Source organism: Enterobacter sp. NFIX58 (genome assembly GCF_900110475.1).
GTDB lineage: Bacteria > Pseudomonadota > Gammaproteobacteria > Enterobacterales > Enterobacteriaceae > Enterobacter > Enterobacter quasiroggenkampii.
In genome coordinates, this window is sequence record NZ_FODW01000003.1 from 204,229 (window position 1) to 223,628 (window position 19,400).

The window sequence follows — 19,400 nt, forward strand, 5'->3', positions numbered from 1 at the left end:
CCAGTATACTGGCTTACCACCATGCATGAAAATGGTGTACCGGCCCAATACCGTGACCGACTTCCAGAGTATCGGCTTTTGCCAGCGCCGCCGAGAGCCAGGCTTTCGCTTCGCGCACCGTACCGACCCAGCCTTCATGCCGGGGACGCAGCGCCGCCAGCGCGGCCGAGAGCGTACAGCCCGTGCCGTGGGTATTTTTGGTCTGCACGCGTGGCGCGGTAAAGCGCACTTCGCCGTCGCGGGTGAAGAGCCAGTCCGGGCTTTCCGCGTCATCCAGATGCCCACCCTTCATCAGCACCGCCCCGCAGCCCATCGCCAGCAGCGCGTTCCCCTGCGCTTTCATCTCGCGTTCCGTTTGCGCGTGCGATGTGCCCAACAGCGCGGCGGCTTCCGGCAGGTTGGGCGTGATGAGTGCTACCTGTGGCAGCAGCTTTTTGCGTAGCGTCTCCACGGCAGAGGCGGAGAGCAGCGGATCGCCGCTTTTCGCCAGCATCACCGTATCCAGCACCACGTTTTGTACCTGATAGCGTTTAAGCCGCTCGGCCACCGCTTCAACGATATCCGTTTCGGCCAGCATGCCGATTTTGGTGGTATCGATGCGCACGTCGCTGAACACTGAATCCAGCTGCGCGGCAACAAAATCCGGCTCGATACGGTAGACCGACTGCACGCCGCGCGTGTTTTGCGCCACCAGCGCGGTGATGACTGAGCAGCCGTACGCGCCAAGGGCTGAGAAAGTTTTCAGGTCAGCCTGGATACCCGCGCCGCCGCTGGGATCGGTGCCGGCAATGGTCAGGGCGTTAATCCGCTTCATGCCTGCTCCTCCAGCGTGTAGAGTGCATCCAGGAACGCGCTGGCAAAACTCCCTGGGCCACGCGACTGCGCAACCGCGACCGTTCCGGCTCGTTTCATCCATCCGCAGGCGGCAGCGATGTTATCCAGCCGGTCACCCGGCATCGAGCAGCTCGCCGCCACAACGGCAGAAAGCGCGCACCCGGTGCCCACCACGCGCGTCATCAGCGGGTCACCGCCGGTAACCGTTCGGGTACGTTGCCCGTCCGTGATGTAGTCCACCTCGCCGGTGACCACCACAATCGTATTGATCTGCCGGGCCAGCGCCTGGGCAGCAGGCACCGCGCTGGCGGCGGTATCGGTCGTATCGACGCCGCGCCCGCCGGCGCTCATCCCGGCAAGAGCAAGGATTTCGGAGGCATTGCCGCGAATGGCCGCCGGTTTCAGGGCAAGAATTTGATGGCAAAAGCGGGTGCGGAACGCCAGGGCGCCCACGGCAACAGGGTCCAGCGTCCAGGGCTTGCCTGCCGCCACCGCGCTTTCAATTGCCCGACGCATCGACTGGGCGCGCGGCGCGGTCAGCGTGCCAACGTTAACCAGCAGCGCATCGGCTATCGCGGCAAACTGCTCGGCCTCTTCGGCCTCGATCACCATCGCCGGGGATGCGCCAAGCGCCAGCAAAACGTTGGCCGTAAAGGTCTGTACGACGTCATTGGTCATACAATGGGTCAGCGGAGAACGGGTGCGGAAGTGATGTAAAACGTGTAAATCGAGCAGGTCAGGCTGCATGGGTTCGCTCCTGCCTTGCGTGAAGAAGCGATGACCGGGAAGGCATCTGACTTCCCTACGCTGGCATTATCCAGATCAGGTAATACGGGTATTTCTCAGCCTTCACAAAGAAGGGCACCCCGAGTCATTTGGTAAGCATTAGCTTACTTTTTGCCAGATTAGGGGAAGTTGCTGGCTCAAGCAAGCCCACTCTTTCGGATAATGATTCTTCACGCAAGGCAGGAGCGAAAGACTTCGAGTGCTCAAAAAGAACAACGACATTCTATTACACACTGTCTTTTTAGTTAAACAACTAAAAGGTCCTTCCCAGAAAAGAAAATAATTAACATTGTAAGAGATGGTATTGAGCAGTAGCTAATGAATTATTTAGCCAACAGCACTTTGATTTTAAGTGCTTTTTCATAAAAACAGCTTCCCCTTTGTACTTGCACGCAGTACGATTAATAAACATGTTGCCTGAAACTAAAGGGTTACTGATGGATACAGTAGAAGAATTAAATGGAACATATTTCTATGCAGGGAAATCTAATCTTACTGCGTCTGAACTGTTTTTCATGATTTTCTGTGAAAAGGTTGTAGAGCAACTAGGGCTAGGTGTTGCTGACTTCACTGCAGTCGTAGCTATTGTATCTGGGCGTAATTCTCTTCCCACAAGGGCAAAACCTACAGGTGCAGAAAAGGGAACCTCTTACGCTTCTAAAGCAGCACGTAAGGTATTCAAAAAAGCAAAGTTTCCATTTGGAATTAAACTCCCTTCTGTGATTGGTGGTTATCCTCCTTCAACGATAAGAATTAGATCCGTAGCGAATATTGCCGCTTTTACAGGAAGAGCCATACCAGTTTTAGGATGGATTATTTTCGCTTCGGATGTGTCTCAAATTAGTTATAACACAATTCGAGAATATAACACCATTGCTAGAGGTGATGATAAATTATGGTAGATAATCTTGAATCAAAAATTTATGATTTAGTACGTAAATATGATGGTGTTTATATTTTAAATAATAAACACAAGGAATTAACACCTGAAACGGATTTAGATACCGATCTAAATTTTGATGAATATGAAGCAGAAGAGTTATTAGAAAAATTCTTTGCTCAATTCCATGTTGATCGTGGAAAATTTTGTATTAAAACTTATTATCCTGATACACCGACATCATTTAATCCTTTTAGGAAAAAAGAATCTATCCCTGTTCCTCATTTCACAATAGGGATGTTAATTGAATCAGCAAAAGCTAAGCGCTGGTTATATGATTAACAGCAAGGAGCGTTAAAAATGGCTGTGCCAGTACATTTGATTTTAAAAGATGATGGTGGATCTCAGATCATGGGATCTTGTGACGTTCATGGACGTGATGGAAGCATAGAACTGCGTAGCTTACAGCATAGCGTGATCATTCCTACAGACAATTTAACAGGTAAAGTGACAGGAAGCCGACAACATTGCTCATTCAACTTCACTAAAGAGATTGACAGTTCATCACCCTATCTGTTTAAAGCTGTTGCAACGGGGCAGACTCTTAAAAGCGCTGAGTTTAATTTCTATCGTATCAACTACAGCGGGCAAGAGGAAATTTACTACACCATTACATTAGAACGTGTGAAAGTAGTTAGCTTTAGCCCTGTGATGCACGATACCCGAACGGCTACGGGTACAGGCCATATGGAAGATATTTCTTTAGCCTACGAGAAAATCACTCACCTTTATAAAGATGGCAATATCTTGCATTCCGATGCGTGGAACGAAAAGAAACAAGCATAGCAAAAAAAGCTTTAAACATGGGGCTACCCTGCCCCTCCTTCAGACTCTCCATTTTGTATAACAATTCTGTTACTAAGTCATATAAATTTATATCCAGATACATTTCGCTTGAGTTTTCAACAACAATATTTTTAGCAAAAAACTGCAGGATTACTGTTAGGCTCAGCATTGCTTTCATTCAAAACTAAAGAAGGATTCAATAATAAAACAGAGAGAGAAATCCATTAACTGACATTAACTATTCTGCCTATTTTTCATCTTTCCCCGCCAAGAAACTTAAATAATATTAATGAGTTTTTATTTCATACATATCATAAAATCAAACCAAACAAAAACTTATGTCGTTGATATTTAACAGGTAATATCTTTTCTATTACAACGAACTAAATTAGCTATTAATGCGATTTATGATTTAGATCAATAATCATAATTACACATTCATAGATAGTTGCTGCACGTTACGAAATAAGTTATCAAACTTAAATTTTCAACGTTAATCGTGAATTAATACAGATATAACAAGACGTTGTATCTTCCCGCCAGGATAGCGCCCTAATTTTTTCTTGTATTGATGATGAGAGCTTTAATATGAAATGTTTAAATACATCAGCTACCGCTGTTTTTGTATTTGGTATTGTGTTTTCTGGTTCAACATTCGCGGCAACGATCAGCACTGATGATGTTGTAGATTCTTTGGGCTGGACTCAAACCCAAATCAATCAACAAAATGCAGATCGTGAAGAGGCAAATCGTGTTGATATTGGTACAAATCGCACTGATATTATCAACATGCGAGATGAAAATTTATTGCGTGATGATGCAATTAAAAGCGCAACTGATAAAGCTGACGCAGCTTTACAAGGCGTTATGACTAACGGACAAGCAATCATTGATACAAACACGAGAGTAGATAAAGCTGAATCTGATGCTGTGCTTGCTGGTGCAAAAGCTGATACCGCGCTTACTGATGCTACTGGCGCTAAAGCCGCTGCTGATCATGCCGAAATCACCGCCACTAATGCGAACAATAAAGCAGATGCTAATACACAAGCGCTTGCAAGTAAGGTAGATAAAAGCATTTTCAACGCCGATCAGGATAGACAAGATCATGCACTTCAGGATGCCTATGACAAAGCGACTCAGGCATTTAATACGGGCGCTTATGCGCAATCTTTAGCTGTAGATGCACAAACGGTAGCCGCAGCGAATAAAGCTGCTGTTGCTAACGTTCAGTCACGCCAGCAAACGCAGGAAGCGACGATTCAGAATCACAGCGCACAATTAGCGAACCATGAATCACGTATTACTGCGTTAGAGAGTCAAAATAACGCTAAGTTCTCTTCTCTGGAGAATCAGCAGAATGAGGATCGCAAGGAATATCGTGCTGGTATCGCTGGCGCTGCTTCTCTTGCTGGTTTGCATTACGTTGAGACAGATAACGCGGTTGCCGTCGGTGCTGCCAACTTCAAAGATGCGCAAGGTTATGCGATCGGCTACCGTCATAAGTTCGCTGAGAATGTAGCCGCTACCCTCTCTACATCAGGTACATCCAACGGTGATGAAATTGTTGCGGCGTCCGCATCTTACGGATGGTGATGCTAGAGTATTAAAATAAAATGCCAGTAAGCTAAAAAACTCGCCCATGCGTTTTAATCAGCTGGCTATAACTCAATACATTGCTGCTCGCAAAGAAAATGACAAAGTACATTTTTATCTCCGCTGTTTTGTATCTCACTTTTATTTTATTAGGGATATGGATCGGCTTGATGTTAGGCACGTATATTTATAATTGTAATTACTGAGGCAATAATGAAAAAGTTAATGATGGTAGCGGCTATATTATCTCTTGCTGCGTGTTCCTCACCCGCTCAACGGATGGCTGATTGTCAAAGCAAAGGAGTGAGTAAAGATGCTTGTTATATTGCAGAGCAAAACCGCACTACAGCCATTAACGCTGCTGCTGAAAACAGGCTTTAGAGAATGCTGCTCAACTTGCACAGTCAGCGCACAGGCACCTTCCTGAAGGCTGCACTCAGGTAATGGAAGCTGCGGGTCGTTGTGATAGCAAGCCGGCCAAAGTAAGCGGTGATTTAAAAAAGTTCTCAGGTGAAGCGGATCGCGTTATGAATAAGCCAATCTCTGAAGCTGCTGAATATCTGCTTTCGAAAGGCTGGAAGCCAAATAAGGGTTCATGGCACAAGGGTGGCTATATTATGCAGCTGGTTGTCGAAAAAGAGAGAGTTGTAAACGCACAATTATCAAAAATGTGATCTTAGCATTACGCTCTCATCTCATAAGATTTACATAGCCCCATTTGTATGGGGCTTTATTTTAGCTCGTGACTAAATACACATTTACTCTAACTGCCACGCCCCGCCATGAATAAGCGACGCTCCTCCCGTCCAGGCAAATAACGCCAGCTCGCGGCAGCCTGCATCAGGATAGATACGGCTGCTGAGGCACGCCTCACCCTCGTTAACAAACACTTCCACGGAAGAGCAGTCAAAGAACAGGCGCAGGCTGAGCGCGTCGTTCAGGTTAAGCGCGACGCTTCGGGTACCGCACAGGCCATACTGTGGATAGTGTCGCTCCAGCACCAGGCGCTGCATCTGAACATCAACATAGAGGCGTAGCCCGTCGCCGAGACGAATGCCGTATTGCTCCGCGCTGCTGTTTGTGCAATCCCATTGCAGGGTGACCTCCATCGCATCACAGTGTTCCACCAGCGTCATCTGCTGGTTATTAAGCGTACTTATCGGCCAGGGGAACCACGCCCCGCGCAGGGTTTCAACTTCTCTGGCCGGCCGCATTTGCAGATGGTTATCCGCACTCAGCGTCAGCTCGCGCGGTAAAGAAAGCATACCCGCCCAGCCATCCTCCTGTTCCGGCAGCGGGGATTCCCACATGTCCAGCCAGCCGATGACGATGCGTCGGCCATCCGGCGTCAGGAAACTTTGCGGCGCATAGAAATCATGCCCGTAATCCATCTCCACAAATTCACCTTCACGCACAAAGGGCTGACCTGGCTGCCATTCACCTACCAGATAGCCGCTCTGGAAAAGATTGCGATGTTTAAATCCGTCTGCGGTGAGTCCCTGAGGCGAAAACATCAGCACGCGTTTCCCACCGAGAGTGAAGAAGTCCGGGCATTCCCACATATAACCCATCTCTTTTTCCGCCACCGCGAGCACGCCCCTGTCCTGCCATTCGCGCAGATCGGCAGACCGGTACGCACGCACCTGGCCCGTATTACCCTCTCGCGCGCCAACGACCATGTACCACCACTCCCCTTCACGCCATACTTTCGGATCGCGGAAGTGGTGCAGTCCAGGTGGTGTGTCAATGACGGTCCCGTGCCGCACAAAGTGGATGCCGTCACGGCTGGTTGCCAGGCACTGAACCTGGTAGAGATTAGCCTCATCGCCGGGATCGCCGTGGAATTTGTGGCCGGTGTAGATCAGCGCCAGCGTGTCGCCATCCACCACGGCTGAGCCAGAAAAACAGCCGTCCTTGTCGTCTGGTCCTTCCGGTGCCAGCGCAACCGGGAGGTGCTCCCAGTGAACTAAATCTTTGCTGCGCGCATGGCCCCAGTGCATCGGACCCCACTGGGTCGAATAAGGATGATGCTGATAAAAGGCGTGATACCAGCCGTCAAACCAGACCAGGCCATTCGGGTCGTTCATCCAGCCAGCACGCGCAGCGAGGTGGTAACGGGGATACCAGCGCAGGTTGAGCCCTTCGCGTCTGGACTGAATTTCCTGTTCTGCTTTCGTAATGGAATACGTCATTTCTCTACTCTTTGATCAGATGGTGGAAGGTTGCGGCATGAGTGGGTCAGAAGAGGACTTACCCGAGCGCAACAGGAAGATGGAGATAAACGTGGTGCTGAAGACCAGTAGCCCCATGATGAGATAGGACTGGGCAAAGCCGTATTTCTCATAGCTGTAACCTGCCAGCGGCGACAGCACCGAGGCAATCACCGAGCTTGTACAGGCAAAGCCCACCAGATAGAGGGTGGAAGAGAGTCGCTTATCAAAATGCAGGCTGTTGTATTTGAAGATAGAGACCAGCAAAACGGGCAGTTCAACCGCGTGCAATAGCTTGGTAATGGAGATCAATACCGGACCCTCAACCAGACCCGATGCCACCATACGCATCGCCATCACCATTCCGGCGAAAATCAGGCCGTTTTTCGCACCGAGGCGATTCACCAGCCACGGGGCGCAAAACATGCCCGCCGCCTCCAGGAAAACCTGGAAGGAGTTGAGATAGCCATACATGGCGTTTCCTTCCTGCAGCGTCGGGAACTGTGAGGAGAAATAGACCGGGAACTGCTGGTCGTAGACGCCATAAATACAGGTGCCGATAACAAAAAATACCAGCGCCCAGAAGCGCGGCAGCGTCAGCAGGCGCAATGCATCCTCCAGCGTGACCTTACCGCCGGATACCGCCTCCTGCATGGCGTGCGGCGCGGAAGAGACCCGGAGGCGTGCCAGCAACACAAAAAACACCAGCCCGGCGCAGCTCGCCACCGCGAAGTTCAGCTTCGGATTAATGTTGAACAGGAGTCCTGCAAAAAAGGTTGCCACCGCCCAGCCCAGCGATCCCCACATCCTCGCCCTGCCAAACTCAAACTGGCTCTGGCGGGCCACGCGCTCGGTATAGGACTCCAGGACCCCGATTCCGCCGTTAAACGTCAGCCCGATATAAACCCCGCCGAAAATACTGCCGAGTAACACGTTAATTTGCAGCAGATAACCAAACAGCAGGAAGGCCGGACCGGAAAGAATGAGCAGACTGGTCAGAAACCAGAGCAGGTTTTTTCGCAGGCCGAGCTTGTCCTGAATGAAGCCGTAGCAGATTTGCGCGCACAGCGCGGACACGGACAGCACGGCATAGATGACGCCCGTATCCCCTGCCTTTAACCCCACCTCCTGATGGAGCCAGATAGAGAGCAACGAGCCGGAAGATGACCATGTAACAAAAAAGAAAAAGAGTAGTGCACTTAATAAAGGGTAGCTGTGAGAGTGATGCGTTTTCATCATGACATTCTCATGTTGGAGTAATGACGCAATGGTAACGTTAACATTTATCCTTTCTCATGCGGTTTGGTAAAAATTTAAGATGTTAATCACGAAAGTTAACGTTAACATTAAGAGAGTGAGATCGCGATCAAATATTCACCACTGAGGTAAGCCTGACCTGGCCTGTGCATCAGCCTTCCTTTTACATCAGCGACTTAGTTGTATACCCTTTCACACAGAGCATTAACGGAGTAAGAAAATGGCTTCCCTGAAGGACGTCGCAAAGCTGGCTAACGTATCGCTGATGACGGTCTCCCGTGCGCTGAACAGCCCGGAGCGCCTTAAGCCGGAAACGCTGGCGCGCGTTCAGCTGGCTATCGAGCAAACCAGCTACGTGCCCGATCTTTCCGCCAAGAAAATTCGCGGCGCGCATGCCTCGCCTAAAACCATAGGCGTACTGGCGCTCGATACGGTGACGACGCCTTTCTCGGTGGAGATCACGCTGTCGATTGAAGAGACGGCCAGAATGCACGGCTGGAACAGCTTCGTGATGAATATGTTTACCGATGACAACCCGGACGCCATTGTCGACCTTCTCCTTTCTCATCGGCCTGACGGAATTATCTACACCACCATGGGGTTACGTCAGGTTCCTCTCCCGGCCAAATTACTCACCCTTCCCTGCGTGCTGGCCAACTGCGAAAGTGACGGCGAAAAGGTCGCCAGCTATATTCCCGATGATGAACAGGGGCAATATACCGCCGTGCGGGCGTTACTCGCGGAGGGTTATCGACGCCCTCTCTGCCTGCATTTGCCTGAGGGGCATCTGGCCACAACCCGACGTCGTCAGGGGCTGGAACGTGCATGCCGTGAAGCGGGGCTCGATCCGGACGGCCTGGCGCACAGCTATATGGCACTCGGCGATGAGCACTATCGTGACATTCCGTCAGTATTGCTGGCGCACATGCAGAATGGCACTCCCCGGTTCGACGCGGTTATCTGCGGCAACGATCGTATCGCGTTTATGGTCTATCAGACGCTACTGGCGCAAGGGCTTCGCATACCGGAAGATGTCGCCGTTATCGGCTATGACAATATGGTGGGCATTGGGGAGTTGTTCCTGCCGCCTCTCTCGACGGTTCAACTGCCGCACTATGAAATTGGTCGCCTGAGCGCCCTGCATATTATTAACGGTGAAGAACATCAGGAAACCACGCGCGTAGAAAGTCCTTTTTTACCGCGTGATTCCGTTGCGCATGCAACGTAACCGCCGTTTTTTGCCCAGGACGAAGAAACAGGAAGCGTCACCCTCCTTTTATGCCGTTCGATGGCACGATTTGTCACACTCTTTTCTGTGACTTTACACACCAGGTAAACAGCCTGTAACGCGCTGTTTTTATTTGGCATAAAATGCAATTTTCATTTTAAAAATGGGGATATTTCCTCGTTACAGCCCCGTGTCACAAAACAGTAAACAAATTAACCATTGAGCCCCGTGGCAAAAGGCTCTATATTGGCGGCGTTTTTTTCAGGCCCCCATCTGTTTTTTAACTTTTTATTCAATCGTGGCTCATAACGAAGCGGCGGTTGTAGGAGTGATATGATGACGGATAAAGTCCGTATTGACACCGTAGATGCCCACAAAAGCAACGAAACCTATCTGGCCCGTCAGGCCGAGTTTGAATCTAACGTCAGGAGTTATCCGCGCAAACTGCCTTTAGCCATCACTAAAGCAGAAGGCGTGTGGATCACCGATGCAGATAATAAAGAATACCTTGACTGTTTAGCAGGCGCAGGGACCCTTGCGCTTGGCCATAACCATCCTGATGTGCTGAAAAGCATCCAAAATGTCATTACCAGCGGCTTGCCGTTACATACTCTGGATCTGACGACGCCTCTGAAAGACGCGTTTTCCGAATACCTGCTCTCTCTGCTGCCTGGTCAGGGCAAAGAGTACTGCCTGCAGTTCACCGGCCCATCCGGCGCTGACGCAGTTGAAGCAGCGCTGAAGCTGGCGAAAAAAGTGACCGGCCGTAGCGGTATCATCAGCTTCTCTGGTGGTTACCACGGCATGACCCACGGCGCACTGTCCGTGACCGGCAACCTGTCTCCGAAAGAAGCGGTTGACGGTATGATGCCAGAAGTCCAGTTCATGCCTTACCCGCACGAATACCGCTGCCCGCTGGGTATCGGTGGTGAAGCGGGCGTGAAAGCGCTGACGTACTACTTCGATAACCTGATCAACGACGTTGAAAGCGGCGTGCGTAAGCCTGCTGCGGTGATCCTGGAAGCGGTTCAGGGCGAAGGCGGCGTGAACCCGGCTCCGGCTGAGTGGCTGCAGCGCATCCGTAAAGTCACTCAGGAACACGGCATTCTGCTGATCCTCGACGAAGTTCAGGCTGGCTTTGCCCGTACCGGTAAATTCTTCGCCTTCGAACACGCTGGCATTGAGCCAGACATCATCGTGATGTCTAAAGCCGTCGGTGGCGGTCTGCCGCTGGCCGTGCTCGGTATCAAAAAACAGTTCGATGCGTGGGCGCCAGGTCATCACACCGGTACCTTCCGCGGCAACCAGCTGGCGATGGCCACCGGTCTGACGACGCTGAAAATCCTGAAAGATCAGAACATCGCAGGCAAAGTGGCTGCACAGGGCGAATGGCTGAAAGGCCAGCTGAAAGAGATGGCGAAACGTTATCCGGTCATCGGCCACGTGCGCGGTCTGGGCATGATGATCGGTATTGAGATCGTTAAGCCACACGAAGCCGCTGACCACATGGGCTGCTTCCCGGGCGACGGCGAGCTGTCTGCACTGATTCAGAAGAAGTGCTTCGAAGCCGGTCTGATTCTGGAGCGCGGTGGTCGTAACGGTATCGTTCTGCGTCTGCTGCCTTCTCTGCTGATCAGCGATGAAGAGCTGAAGATCTTCCTGGATAAATTCGAGCAGGCACTGCTTGCTGCGGGCGTTCGCCCGGCGTAACCGGAGTTGTTGATTACGATGTCTGATTCAAACCCAATTTTGTTCTCCTCTGCGCAGAGCATTGAAGCTTACCAGCAGGCGATTGAACAAAGCACTCAGGCTGTGATGCAGTGGCTGAAACAGCCTGAGATGTACCAGGGCAAAACGGTCGCGGAACTGCGCGACCGTATTAAGCTGGATTTCAACCCGAAAGGGCTGGGCAACGAAGCGGCGATTGAACGCGCCGTCGAGTTCTTCCTGAAAGACAGCCTGTCCGTTCATCACCCGCAGTGTGTGGCGCACCTGCACTGCCCAAGCCTGGTCGTAAGCCAGGCGGCGGAAGTGCTGATCAACGCCACTAACCAGAGTATGGACTCCTGGGATCAAAGCCCGTCCGCAACCATCATTGAGATCAAACTGATCGAGTGGCTGCGTACCCGCGTGGGTTATCAGGCTGGCGACGCCGGTGTCTTCACCAGCGGCGGAACCCAGAGCAACCTGATGGGCCTGATGCTGGCGCGCGATGCGTTCTTTGCGCGTCAGGGTCACTCCGTTCAGCAGGACGGCCTTGTAGGCGATCTGCGTAAGATCCGCGTACTGTGCTCCGAAAACGCGCACTTCTCCGTGCAGAAAAACATGGCGCTGATGGGCCTGGGCTACCAGTCCGTAGTGCAGGTGAAAACGGACGAATTCTCCCGCATGGATCTGACCGATCTGGCAGCGAAAATTGAGCAGTGCAATGCGAACGGCGAGCAGATTCTGGCCATCGTCGCGACGGCAGGTACCACCGATGCCGGTGCTATCGACCCGCTGCGTGCGATTGCAGAGCTGGCGGCGAAGCAGAACATCTGGGTACACGTTGATGCAGCCTGGGGCGGCGCGCTGCTGATGTCTGAGCAGTATCGTCACTACCTGGACGGCATTGAGCTGGTGGATTCCGTGACCCTGGACTTCCACAAGCAGTTCTTCCAGACCATCAGCTGCGGCGCGTTCCTGCTGAAAGAAGCGCGCCACTATGAGCTGATGCGCTACCAGGCGGCTTACCTGAACTCTGAGTTCGACGAAGAAGCAGGCGTGCCTAACCTGGTCTCCAAATCTCTGCAGACCACCCGTCGTTTCGACGCGCTGAAGCTGTGGATGAGCCTGGAAGCGCTGGGTCAGGAGCAATACGCGGCGATCATCGATCACGGCGTGACCCTGGCACAGCAGGTTGCGGCCTACGTGAAATCGCAGCCTGCGCTGGAACTGGTTATGCAGCCGCAGCTGGCAAGCGTGCTGTTCCGCTTCCGCGGAAAGGTGCAGACGGATGAAGCAGGTATCGCCCTGCTGAACCAGAAAATTGGTGACGCACTGCTGGAATCCGGCCGTGCAAACGTCGGTGTGACCGAGCATAACGGCGTGACCTGCCTGAAGCTGACGCTGCTGAACCCAACCGTGACGCTGGAAGATATTAAAATCCTGCTGTCTCTGGTTGAGCGTACCGCGCAGGAAGTTCTGGCTAAGTAATACAAAACCCCTCTTCCGCCGGGAGAGGGGTTATTTTTATACGCCTGCCCACCACATCCTTAATTTTAATCCCCAGTAGCTCGTCCAGCCCGTTGTGGTACTGACCACGTTTCCCTTCGACACAACCACCAGCGTTGGCGTGACGCTCACCTGCCACTGCTGCGACAAAGCACCGTTTGCATCGTTAATGACCGGCATTTTCAGCTGTTTCTTATCAACCCAGCGCTCAAGCTTTGCGTTGTCACCGGAACGCATGGCGATACTCACCACGTTCCCGCCCTCTTCTGCCAGTTGATTAACCGCAGGCGTCGTGTAGCGGCAAATGCTGCACCAGGTCGCCCAGACGTAGATCAGCAGCGGACGATCCCGGCTGAGCGCCGCAATATCGTGAACGTTGCCGTCGATACTCGTCATCGGCGTTGCACTAAAACTGGCGGGGAGTGTCGGTTTTCGGTATTGATCCACACCACGGCCAGCGTCAGCAGAACGAGTATTATCCCTTCCCGCGCCCAGCGGCGCAGTCGATTGATTTTGCGGTTATCCATTGTGACCTCATGTTTAATGGAGGTCATCTTAACGGGCAATACGCCATGACGCTGTAAAGAAGTGTCGCGTCAGGGTTACTCCGGGCTATAGCCGTAATCGTAATAGCTGTACCCCGAGTTGTAATAGAGCGCGGCAGATTTCACTATGTCATTGAGGATCGTGCCACTCACCTGCACGCCCATCCGTTCCATACGCTTAAGGCTGGTCTCGATCTCTTTAACGCTGGTTTTACCAAAGCGGGCGACCAGCAGCGTGGTGGCGGCGGCTCTGGCTATCAGCAAAGCATCCGTGACGGCAAGCACAGGCGGAGTGTCGATAATCACCATGTCATATCGCTTTTCAATCTGCGACATTATCCCCTGAAGGCATTCACTCATGAGCAGATCGACGGGATGGGCAGGTTGAGGTCCGCAGGTCAGTACATCAAAACCGCCTTTTTCGAAGCGTTGAACCGCCTCCTGCCACTCGACCGTTCCGTCGAGCACGCTGGACAACCCCCGCTGATTATTCAGCCTGAACACGTTGTGGACATAACCCTTGCGCATATCCGCATCAATAAACAGCACCCGCTGTCCGGCCTGCGCCAGAATCGACGCCAGCGAAGAACTGACCAGCGTCTTTCCGCAGTCCTGCGTGGGGCCAGACACCACGACAATCCGGTTTGTGGCATCCATCATGGTAAAATGCAAACTGGTGCGCAGCCCGCGTATCGCCTCGACAAACGAATCAGCCGGACGATCGATGGGCAGAAAAGGCACGTTGGCTATCTTGTGCTTCCAGTGGGAAGTAAACAGGTTTCTCCTGCGCAGGTGCGTTTTTTTCCATAACCATGCCGAGCGCGGAAGCGTCACCAGCAGCGGCATTCCGAGCTCATCCAGTTGTTCTGACGACGTAATGCCCCGCTTAAAGGCTGAACGCACTAAAACCGTTCCGGCAGAAAGTATCAACCCCATCAGCATACCAAACACGATAATGAGTGCTTTGCGCGGTTCAACCGGAGCTGGCTGCGTCATGGCCGGGTCAATGATCCGCACGTTCCCGATCGCGCTGGAGCGCGAGATGCTCAGCTCTTGCTGACGCGTCAGCAACTGCATGTATACGGTACGCCCGGATTCAACGTCACGACTCAGACGTAATATTTCCTGCTGCGTGGAAGGCATGGATGACACGCGGCTATTCAGGCGTGCGCGCTCCCGTTCAAGGGTTTGTTTCTTCTCCCGTAAAGCACGGTAGGTCGGATGATCCTTTTTGAACAGCTGAGAGACTTCTGCTTCGCGAAATATAAGCTCGTTAAGCTGATTTTCCACGTTAACCACCTGATCAAGCACCGATTTTGCCTCAAGAGATAAATCGACCGAATCGCGCTGCTCTCGGTAAGCATTCAGTCGTGCCTCGGCTTCATTCAGTTCGAGACTGATTTTAGGTAACTGATCCTGTAAGAACGCGAGGCTGCGGGAATCTTTAGCCTCCTGGCGCGCAATGTTCTGGCTGAGAAAATGTTCAGCAATCGAATTAAGTATCGTGGCGGTCTTGTCGGGATCGTCGCCCGTTAGCGTTAAGGCGATCATACCGCTCTGTTTCGCCGACTCGGCAATCGTAAGTCTGCTCTGAAGGGCGTTGATCGCGTCAAGCCTGGTCACGGTGTTGAGGGTAAATTGCGTTCCCGGTACCGCACTGAGGGATGTCACCAGAAGCGATACGCCCTCTTTAACCAGCGCTTTCCCGACAACGCCCTCTGCCTCAAGCGTTTTCCCCTCAAGATGATATCGCCCCTGCTCATGAACGGTGAGTAAAAGCGTTTGTGGCTCACCTTCCACAAGGGGAATATTCAGCGAGCCAATCTTGATTTCCGCCGGTTTGCGGCCCTGCACGTGCTGCCAAAGCGCCCCGATAACGGGGAACATGCGCTGGCTAACCTCGTAGGTCAGCCCTAATTGATCAACGGTCTCACCAAGGATCATCCGTGACTTGAGGAGTAAAAGTTCTGGGGCGACATCGGGTGAAAGATCGGGCCTGAACGACGTCAGGTTCTTGAGCAGCGCGTTGCCCTGCTTCGCTTCGACCTGCACCAGGGCATCAGCCTGATAAACTGGCGTGGCGCTGAATGCGTAGATCCCCGCACACACCGTAAACAGAAGTGTCACACACGCGATCGTTACCCGGTGATCGAACATCTCAGCAAGCAGCTGAATAAGATCCATTTCGTTATTCTGCGGCGTCGCAGCACGATATTTGTCTGATTGAGAAGACGACATTACGGCTTCATTCCTTGTTAACTTAAACGGCAGGCCCATTCCTGACGGGCTTTTCCTGATTGCCCGAAAATGGCCGCTCACCAATCGGTGAGCGGCACATATTGCCGGTGCAGACCACTAAGATTGAAGGGAACATTACTGCGGCCACGCTCTGATGTTACGAACGGTTTCGGTCAGGTCATGTACGCCGCTGATGGTGGGTACCAGCTGGGAGATCACGCGATTCCAGCGTGATAGCGGTGCCGTGGTGACATAGACAATGTCATACGGCTCAAGCTGGAATTCCGTACCCAGCACCATGGCTGACGCATCTTCCGCATTCAGCTGATAGATATTGGCGATTTTGTCGGTGTCGCCTTTTTTCGATACCTGCCGAATAACAAAAATGCCGGTTGCATCGGCCATATTTTGGTTAAGCCCCCCGGCATTCCCCAGGGCCTCGGCCAGCGTCATGCCGCTACGATCCATCTTAAGCGTGCTCTGTTTAATCACTTCCCCCATCACGAACACCTTCAGCGCGTCGTTCCGGGGCACAAACAGGATATCGCCAGGATAAAGCAGCTTATTTTGGGTCAAATCGCCATGCTGCATCAGGGCATAGAGGGAAAGGTGCGCGTCCTGTCCATTATGTGTGAGCACGACGTTCCGCCAGTCGGCATCCGCCGAGAGTCCACCCGCAGCGTTAACCGCGTCCATTACCGTCAGCGGAATATTGGTTATCGGTTGTTGCCCTGATTTTTCAACCTCACCGGTGACGTAGGCTTTTTGTGAACGGAAGGCGGCAACGCTGACGTCCACCTGCGGGCTCTCAATAACGTTATCCAGTCGAGCCGTAATCTCGTCGCGTACCTGTGAAACCGTTTTTCCTGCTACCCGCAGTTTACCGACATAGGGATAAAAGAGCGTGCCGTCGGCGTTAACCCAGTTGCCGGCATCGCTCGCGCTACGATATTGTCCTGCCGGCGTCGTTAATTCAGGGTGATCCCAGACGGTGACCGTCAGGATGTCACCCGTACCAATACGGTATTCCCAGCGTTTGATCTGCGCATCCAGATTAGGATTTGCCTGAGATTTCGACACGGGCGGACGCAGTTTTTCAATCAGTTCCGGCGTCAGGGGAAATATTTCCACGCGCTTTTCGAGCTGATAATTTGCCTCTTCCGGCGAAATAACGTTCTTCCCGGACACAGTTAAGTCCAGGCCTGGTGAAAACATACACCCCGTTAACTGACTCATACTCAGAAATAAGAGCGAAAATGCAGTTGTACTTTTCATTAATATAAATATTTCTTTTCAACGTTGCGTTTATCATCAAGACTGTAAAAAGGCTTAAGCTAACATCATGAAATTTAATTGATTACTCTTTCCCGGAGTGAAATTGCTGGCATTATAAAACGCACTCCACCCGCTTTCTAAAAAGCAGAGCCTTTGCCTGATCTTGTTAAAAAAATGGAGGTAAGCACGCTGCACTCGAAGGCGATATTAAATGCTCTTCAGGCGGAAAGCATTCGCATCGCTTTCTAACTTTGATATGAAAAGTTATTTTCAGAATTAATAAATGAAATGATAAATATTAAAAATATAAGACGCTGGCAATATTCCCGACACTGATAAACATCATGCAATTGGGCTACACAAAACCGTCCACTTTTGTTACATTTTTTTTCAAACATACCCTGCGTTGATACTTAAAATGGACTGTCTGCTTCGCTTTGCATGACCCGCAGACGAAAAGTATCTGTAACGATATCACTGGAGAAAAAATGGCTAAGCGTAAACTGCTGCTTCTGGGTGTATTACTGTCTCTGGCGGGATCTGCATTCTCTGCCCCGCAAACGGCCGCTGCACCCTCCGGCATCAAGGCCTATGAAGAACAAGAGTTCATCGCTGACTTCACGAAATTCAAGATTGGCGACACGGCGCCGGCGCAGTATCAAACGCCGGAGTACACCATCAAACAGTACCAGTTGCGTAACCTGCCGGCGCCGGATGCCGGAACCCACTGGACCTACATGGGCGAGAATTACGTGCTGATTGGCGATGCGGATGGCAAAATCTACAAAGCCTATAATGGAGATATTTTCTATCACCGCTAATACCATCCTGATCCGCCCCTGGCAGGAAAGCGATCGCCCTTTCCTGCGCACGCTCTTCCTCCACGCCCGGCGTGAAGCCTGGCCATGGCTGGACAGTTCAGACTGGCAGCTTGAAGACTTTGACGCGGCCACCCGTGACGAAGTGATTTGGGTTGCCACGCAGAACGGCCATCGACTGGGTTTTGCTTCCGTCTGGACGAACGATAATTTTCTGCACAACCTCTTTGTTGACCCGCAGTATCAAAGCCACGGCGTCGGGAAAATGCTCCTGGAACAGGTGCAGAAGACGTTTACCAGTACGGGTTCGCTTAAGTGTCTGGTGAAGAATGCGCGGGCTGTCGCGTTTTACCAGCGGCACGGCTGGCACATTGAGGCGACGGGTGATTCTCCGGAGGGAGAGTATTATTTGATGCACTATCGGTTGGGTTAAAGTCGGGTGGCGGCTTCGCCTTACCCGACCTACGTGATAGTGCCACTTGTAGGCCGGGTAAGCGAAGCGCCACCCGGCAATTCAACGCGAAGGCGTTACACCGCGCGGAACGCGATTTCGCCCGGGATCACTTCGCCCTGCCAGTAAAGCTGCGCCGCAACGCGACCCGCCAGCTGACGATACATCTCTGCAAATTCGCTGTCCGGACGGCTGACCACCGTCGGCTTGCCGCTATCCAGATCTTCGCGCAGGGTAATGTGCAGCGGCATCTGTCCCAGCAGTTGGGTGTGATACTTCGCGGCCAGTTTTTCTGCGCCACCCGTACCGAAGATAGGTTCGTGGTGACCGCAGTTACTGCAGATGTGCATGCTCATGTTCTCCACGATACCGAGCACCGGCACTTCCACCTTCTCGAACATCACGATGCCTTTTTTGGCGTCGATCAGCGCGATATCCTGCGGCGTGGTCACCACAACGGCTCCCGTCACCGGAATGTTTTGCGCCAGCGTGAGCTGTATATCACCGGTGCCCGGCGGCATGTCCAGAACCAGATAATCCAGATCCGGCCACATCGTCTCCTGCAGCATCTGCAGCAGCGCTTTGCTGGCCATCGGGCCGCGCCAGACCATGGCGTTATCGTCAGTCACCAGGTAACCGATAGAGTTGGTCGCCAGACCGTGCGCCATGATTGGCGCCATGTGGGTGCCGTCCGGTGAGGTTGGACGCTGGTTTTCCGCGCCCAGCATATTTGGAATAGACGGACCGTAGATGTCGGCATCCAGAATACCGACCTTTGCCCCTTCCGCTGCCAGCGCCAACGCCAGGTTTACGGCGGTAGAGGATTTTCCCACCCCGCCTTTGCCCGAGCTCACGGCAATGATGTTTTTCACGCCGTTCACGCCAGGCTGGTTTTTCACGCGTTTCAGCGTGGCAATGCTGTGGCTCAGCTTCCAGTCGATCGCCTTCGCGCCGGTCATGCGTAGCAGCTCAGAGCTGGTCTGCTCTTTCAGCGCGTCAAAGGCGCTGGTCCAGACGAACGGCATCTGCAGCTCAATGTGCAGCGTATCATCCAGCCAGGCAACGTGGTGTAACGCTTTCAGCGTAGTAAGATTATGCTTCAGGGTTGGATGCTGAAAGTTAGCCAGCGTCCCGGCGACCATTGCTCGTAAGGCTTCCGGTGATTTGGCCTGGGATTGAGAACTCATCCCGACTCCTTTGTTCTTGTGAATAAGACCTTAGAT

Annotated in this window: 18 protein-coding genes, 1 pseudogene and 1 riboswitch; of the genes and pseudogenes, 10 read left to right on the forward strand and 9 right to left on the reverse strand. The window is 52.2% G+C overall.

The features are described from left to right. Positions 1-13: 13 nt before the first annotated feature. Together thiD and thiM are read right to left on the reverse strand one after the other, a co-directional pair. Positions 14-814, reverse strand: a complete 801-nt coding sequence (gene thiD, locus BMW97_RS14335; protein ID WP_045908644.1) for a bifunctional hydroxymethylpyrimidine kinase/phosphomethylpyrimidine kinase — start codon at positions 812-814, stop codon at positions 14-16. Next, positions 811-1,581, reverse strand: a complete 771-nt coding sequence (gene thiM, locus BMW97_RS14340; protein ID WP_045908645.1) for a hydroxyethylthiazole kinase — start codon at positions 1,579-1,581, stop codon at positions 811-813. Before thiM ends, thiD begins: the two co-directional genes overlap by 4 nt. A gap of 35 nt (positions 1,582-1,616) precedes the next feature. After that, positions 1,617-1,713: riboswitch (TPP riboswitch) on the reverse strand. A 344-nt stretch (positions 1,714-2,057) separates the two neighbouring features. Here thiM and BMW97_RS14345 point away from each other — a divergent pair. The 5 genes from BMW97_RS14345 (at position 2,058) to BMW97_RS24125 (ending at position 5,616) form a co-directional block, all read left to right on the forward strand. After that, on the forward strand, positions 2,058-2,522 hold the full coding sequence (locus tag BMW97_RS14345; protein WP_072052267.1) for an STM2901 family protein: 465 nt from the start codon (positions 2,058-2,060) through the stop codon (positions 2,520-2,522). After that, complete coding sequence (locus BMW97_RS14350) at positions 2,516-2,842, forward strand: DUF1493 family protein (protein ID WP_072052268.1); 327 nt, start codon at positions 2,516-2,518, stop codon at positions 2,840-2,842. The genes BMW97_RS14345 and BMW97_RS14350 overlap by 7 nt, the downstream gene beginning before the upstream one ends. Positions 2,843-2,860: 18 nt before the next feature. Beyond that, complete coding sequence (locus BMW97_RS14355) at positions 2,861-3,346, forward strand: Hcp family type VI secretion system effector (protein ID WP_045908646.1); 486 nt, start codon at positions 2,861-2,863, stop codon at positions 3,344-3,346. Between the two features lie 588 nt (positions 3,347-3,934). Further along, positions 3,935-4,942, forward strand: coding sequence for a YadA C-terminal domain-containing protein (locus tag BMW97_RS14360; RefSeq protein WP_082087742.1), 1,008 nt, complete (start codon positions 3,935-3,937; stop codon positions 4,940-4,942). 443 nt (positions 4,943-5,385) lie between these two features. Continuing rightward, positions 5,386-5,616, forward strand: a complete 231-nt coding sequence (locus tag BMW97_RS24125; protein ID WP_045908648.1) for a hypothetical protein — start codon at positions 5,386-5,388, stop codon at positions 5,614-5,616. Between the two features lie 84 nt (positions 5,617-5,700). On the opposite strand, the gene BMW97_RS14365 is transcribed toward BMW97_RS24125, so the two are convergent. Further along, on the reverse strand, positions 5,701-7,134 hold the full coding sequence (locus BMW97_RS14365) for a glycoside hydrolase family 32 protein (protein ID WP_045908649.1): 1,434 nt from the start codon (positions 7,132-7,134) through the stop codon (positions 5,701-5,703). Positions 7,135-7,149: 15 nt separating this feature from the next. Continuing rightward, on the reverse strand, positions 7,150-8,391 hold the full coding sequence (locus BMW97_RS14370; protein ID WP_045908650.1) for an MFS transporter: 1,242 nt from the start codon (positions 8,389-8,391) through the stop codon (positions 7,150-7,152). A 238-nt stretch (positions 8,392-8,629) separates the two neighbouring features. On the opposite strand from BMW97_RS14370, the gene BMW97_RS14375 reads away from it, so the two are divergent. From BMW97_RS14375 to BMW97_RS14385, 3 genes are all read left to right on the forward strand, one after another. Continuing rightward, positions 8,630-9,637, forward strand: coding sequence for a LacI family DNA-binding transcriptional regulator (locus BMW97_RS14375; RefSeq protein ID WP_045908651.1), 1,008 nt, complete (start codon positions 8,630-8,632; stop codon positions 9,635-9,637). Positions 9,638-9,970: 333 nt separating this feature from the next. Continuing rightward, entirely contained in the window at positions 9,971-11,347 is a 1,377-nt protein-coding gene (locus BMW97_RS14380; RefSeq protein ID WP_014884533.1) for a diaminobutyrate--2-oxoglutarate transaminase, read from the forward strand. 18 nt (positions 11,348-11,365) lie between these two features. Then, on the forward strand, positions 11,366-12,832 hold the full coding sequence (locus BMW97_RS14385) for a pyridoxal phosphate-dependent decarboxylase family protein (RefSeq protein WP_090392956.1): 1,467 nt from the start codon (positions 11,366-11,368) through the stop codon (positions 12,830-12,832). Between the two features lie 36 nt (positions 12,833-12,868). On the opposite strand, the pseudogene BMW97_RS14390 reads toward BMW97_RS14385, so the two are convergent. The 4 genes and pseudogenes from BMW97_RS14390 to BMW97_RS14400 form a co-directional block, all read right to left on the reverse strand. Continuing rightward, positions 12,869-13,377, reverse strand: a pseudogene (locus BMW97_RS14390) (protein disulfide oxidoreductase). A 75-nt stretch (positions 13,378-13,452) separates the two neighbouring features. Next, positions 13,453-15,633 (reverse strand): polysaccharide biosynthesis tyrosine autokinase, encoded by a 2,181-nt coding sequence (locus BMW97_RS14395; protein WP_045908653.1) that lies wholly within the window; start codon positions 15,631-15,633, stop codon positions 13,453-13,455. 22 nt (positions 15,634-15,655) lie between these two features. Next, positions 15,656-15,769: an arsenate reductase/protein-tyrosine-phosphatase family protein gene (locus tag BMW97_RS24435; protein WP_205246186.1), complete on the reverse strand. Its 114-nt coding sequence runs from the start codon at positions 15,767-15,769 to the stop codon at positions 15,656-15,658. Next, positions 15,769-16,908: a polysaccharide export protein gene (locus BMW97_RS14400; protein WP_045908654.1), complete on the reverse strand. Its 1,140-nt coding sequence runs from the start codon at positions 16,906-16,908 to the stop codon at positions 15,769-15,771. Before BMW97_RS14400 ends, BMW97_RS24435 begins: the two co-directional genes overlap by 1 nt. Positions 16,909-17,396: 488 nt before the next feature. On the opposite strand from BMW97_RS14400, the gene BMW97_RS14405 reads away from it, so the two are divergent. Together BMW97_RS14405 and BMW97_RS14410 are read left to right on the forward strand one after the other, a co-directional pair. Then, positions 17,397-17,729 (forward strand): RcnB family protein, encoded by a 333-nt coding sequence (locus tag BMW97_RS14405; protein WP_008500887.1) that lies wholly within the window; start codon positions 17,397-17,399, stop codon positions 17,727-17,729. Then, positions 17,680-18,159: a GNAT family N-acetyltransferase gene (locus BMW97_RS14410; protein WP_045908655.1), complete on the forward strand. Its 480-nt coding sequence runs from the start codon at positions 17,680-17,682 to the stop codon at positions 18,157-18,159. Before BMW97_RS14405 ends, BMW97_RS14410 begins: the two co-directional genes overlap by 50 nt. Positions 18,160-18,254: 95 nt before the next feature. On the opposite strand, the gene apbC is transcribed toward BMW97_RS14410, so the two are convergent. After that, positions 18,255-19,364, reverse strand: a complete 1,110-nt coding sequence (gene apbC / locus BMW97_RS14415; protein ID WP_045908656.1) for an iron-sulfur cluster carrier protein ApbC — start codon at positions 19,362-19,364, stop codon at positions 18,255-18,257. Between the last annotated feature and the right edge of the window lie 36 nt (positions 19,365-19,400).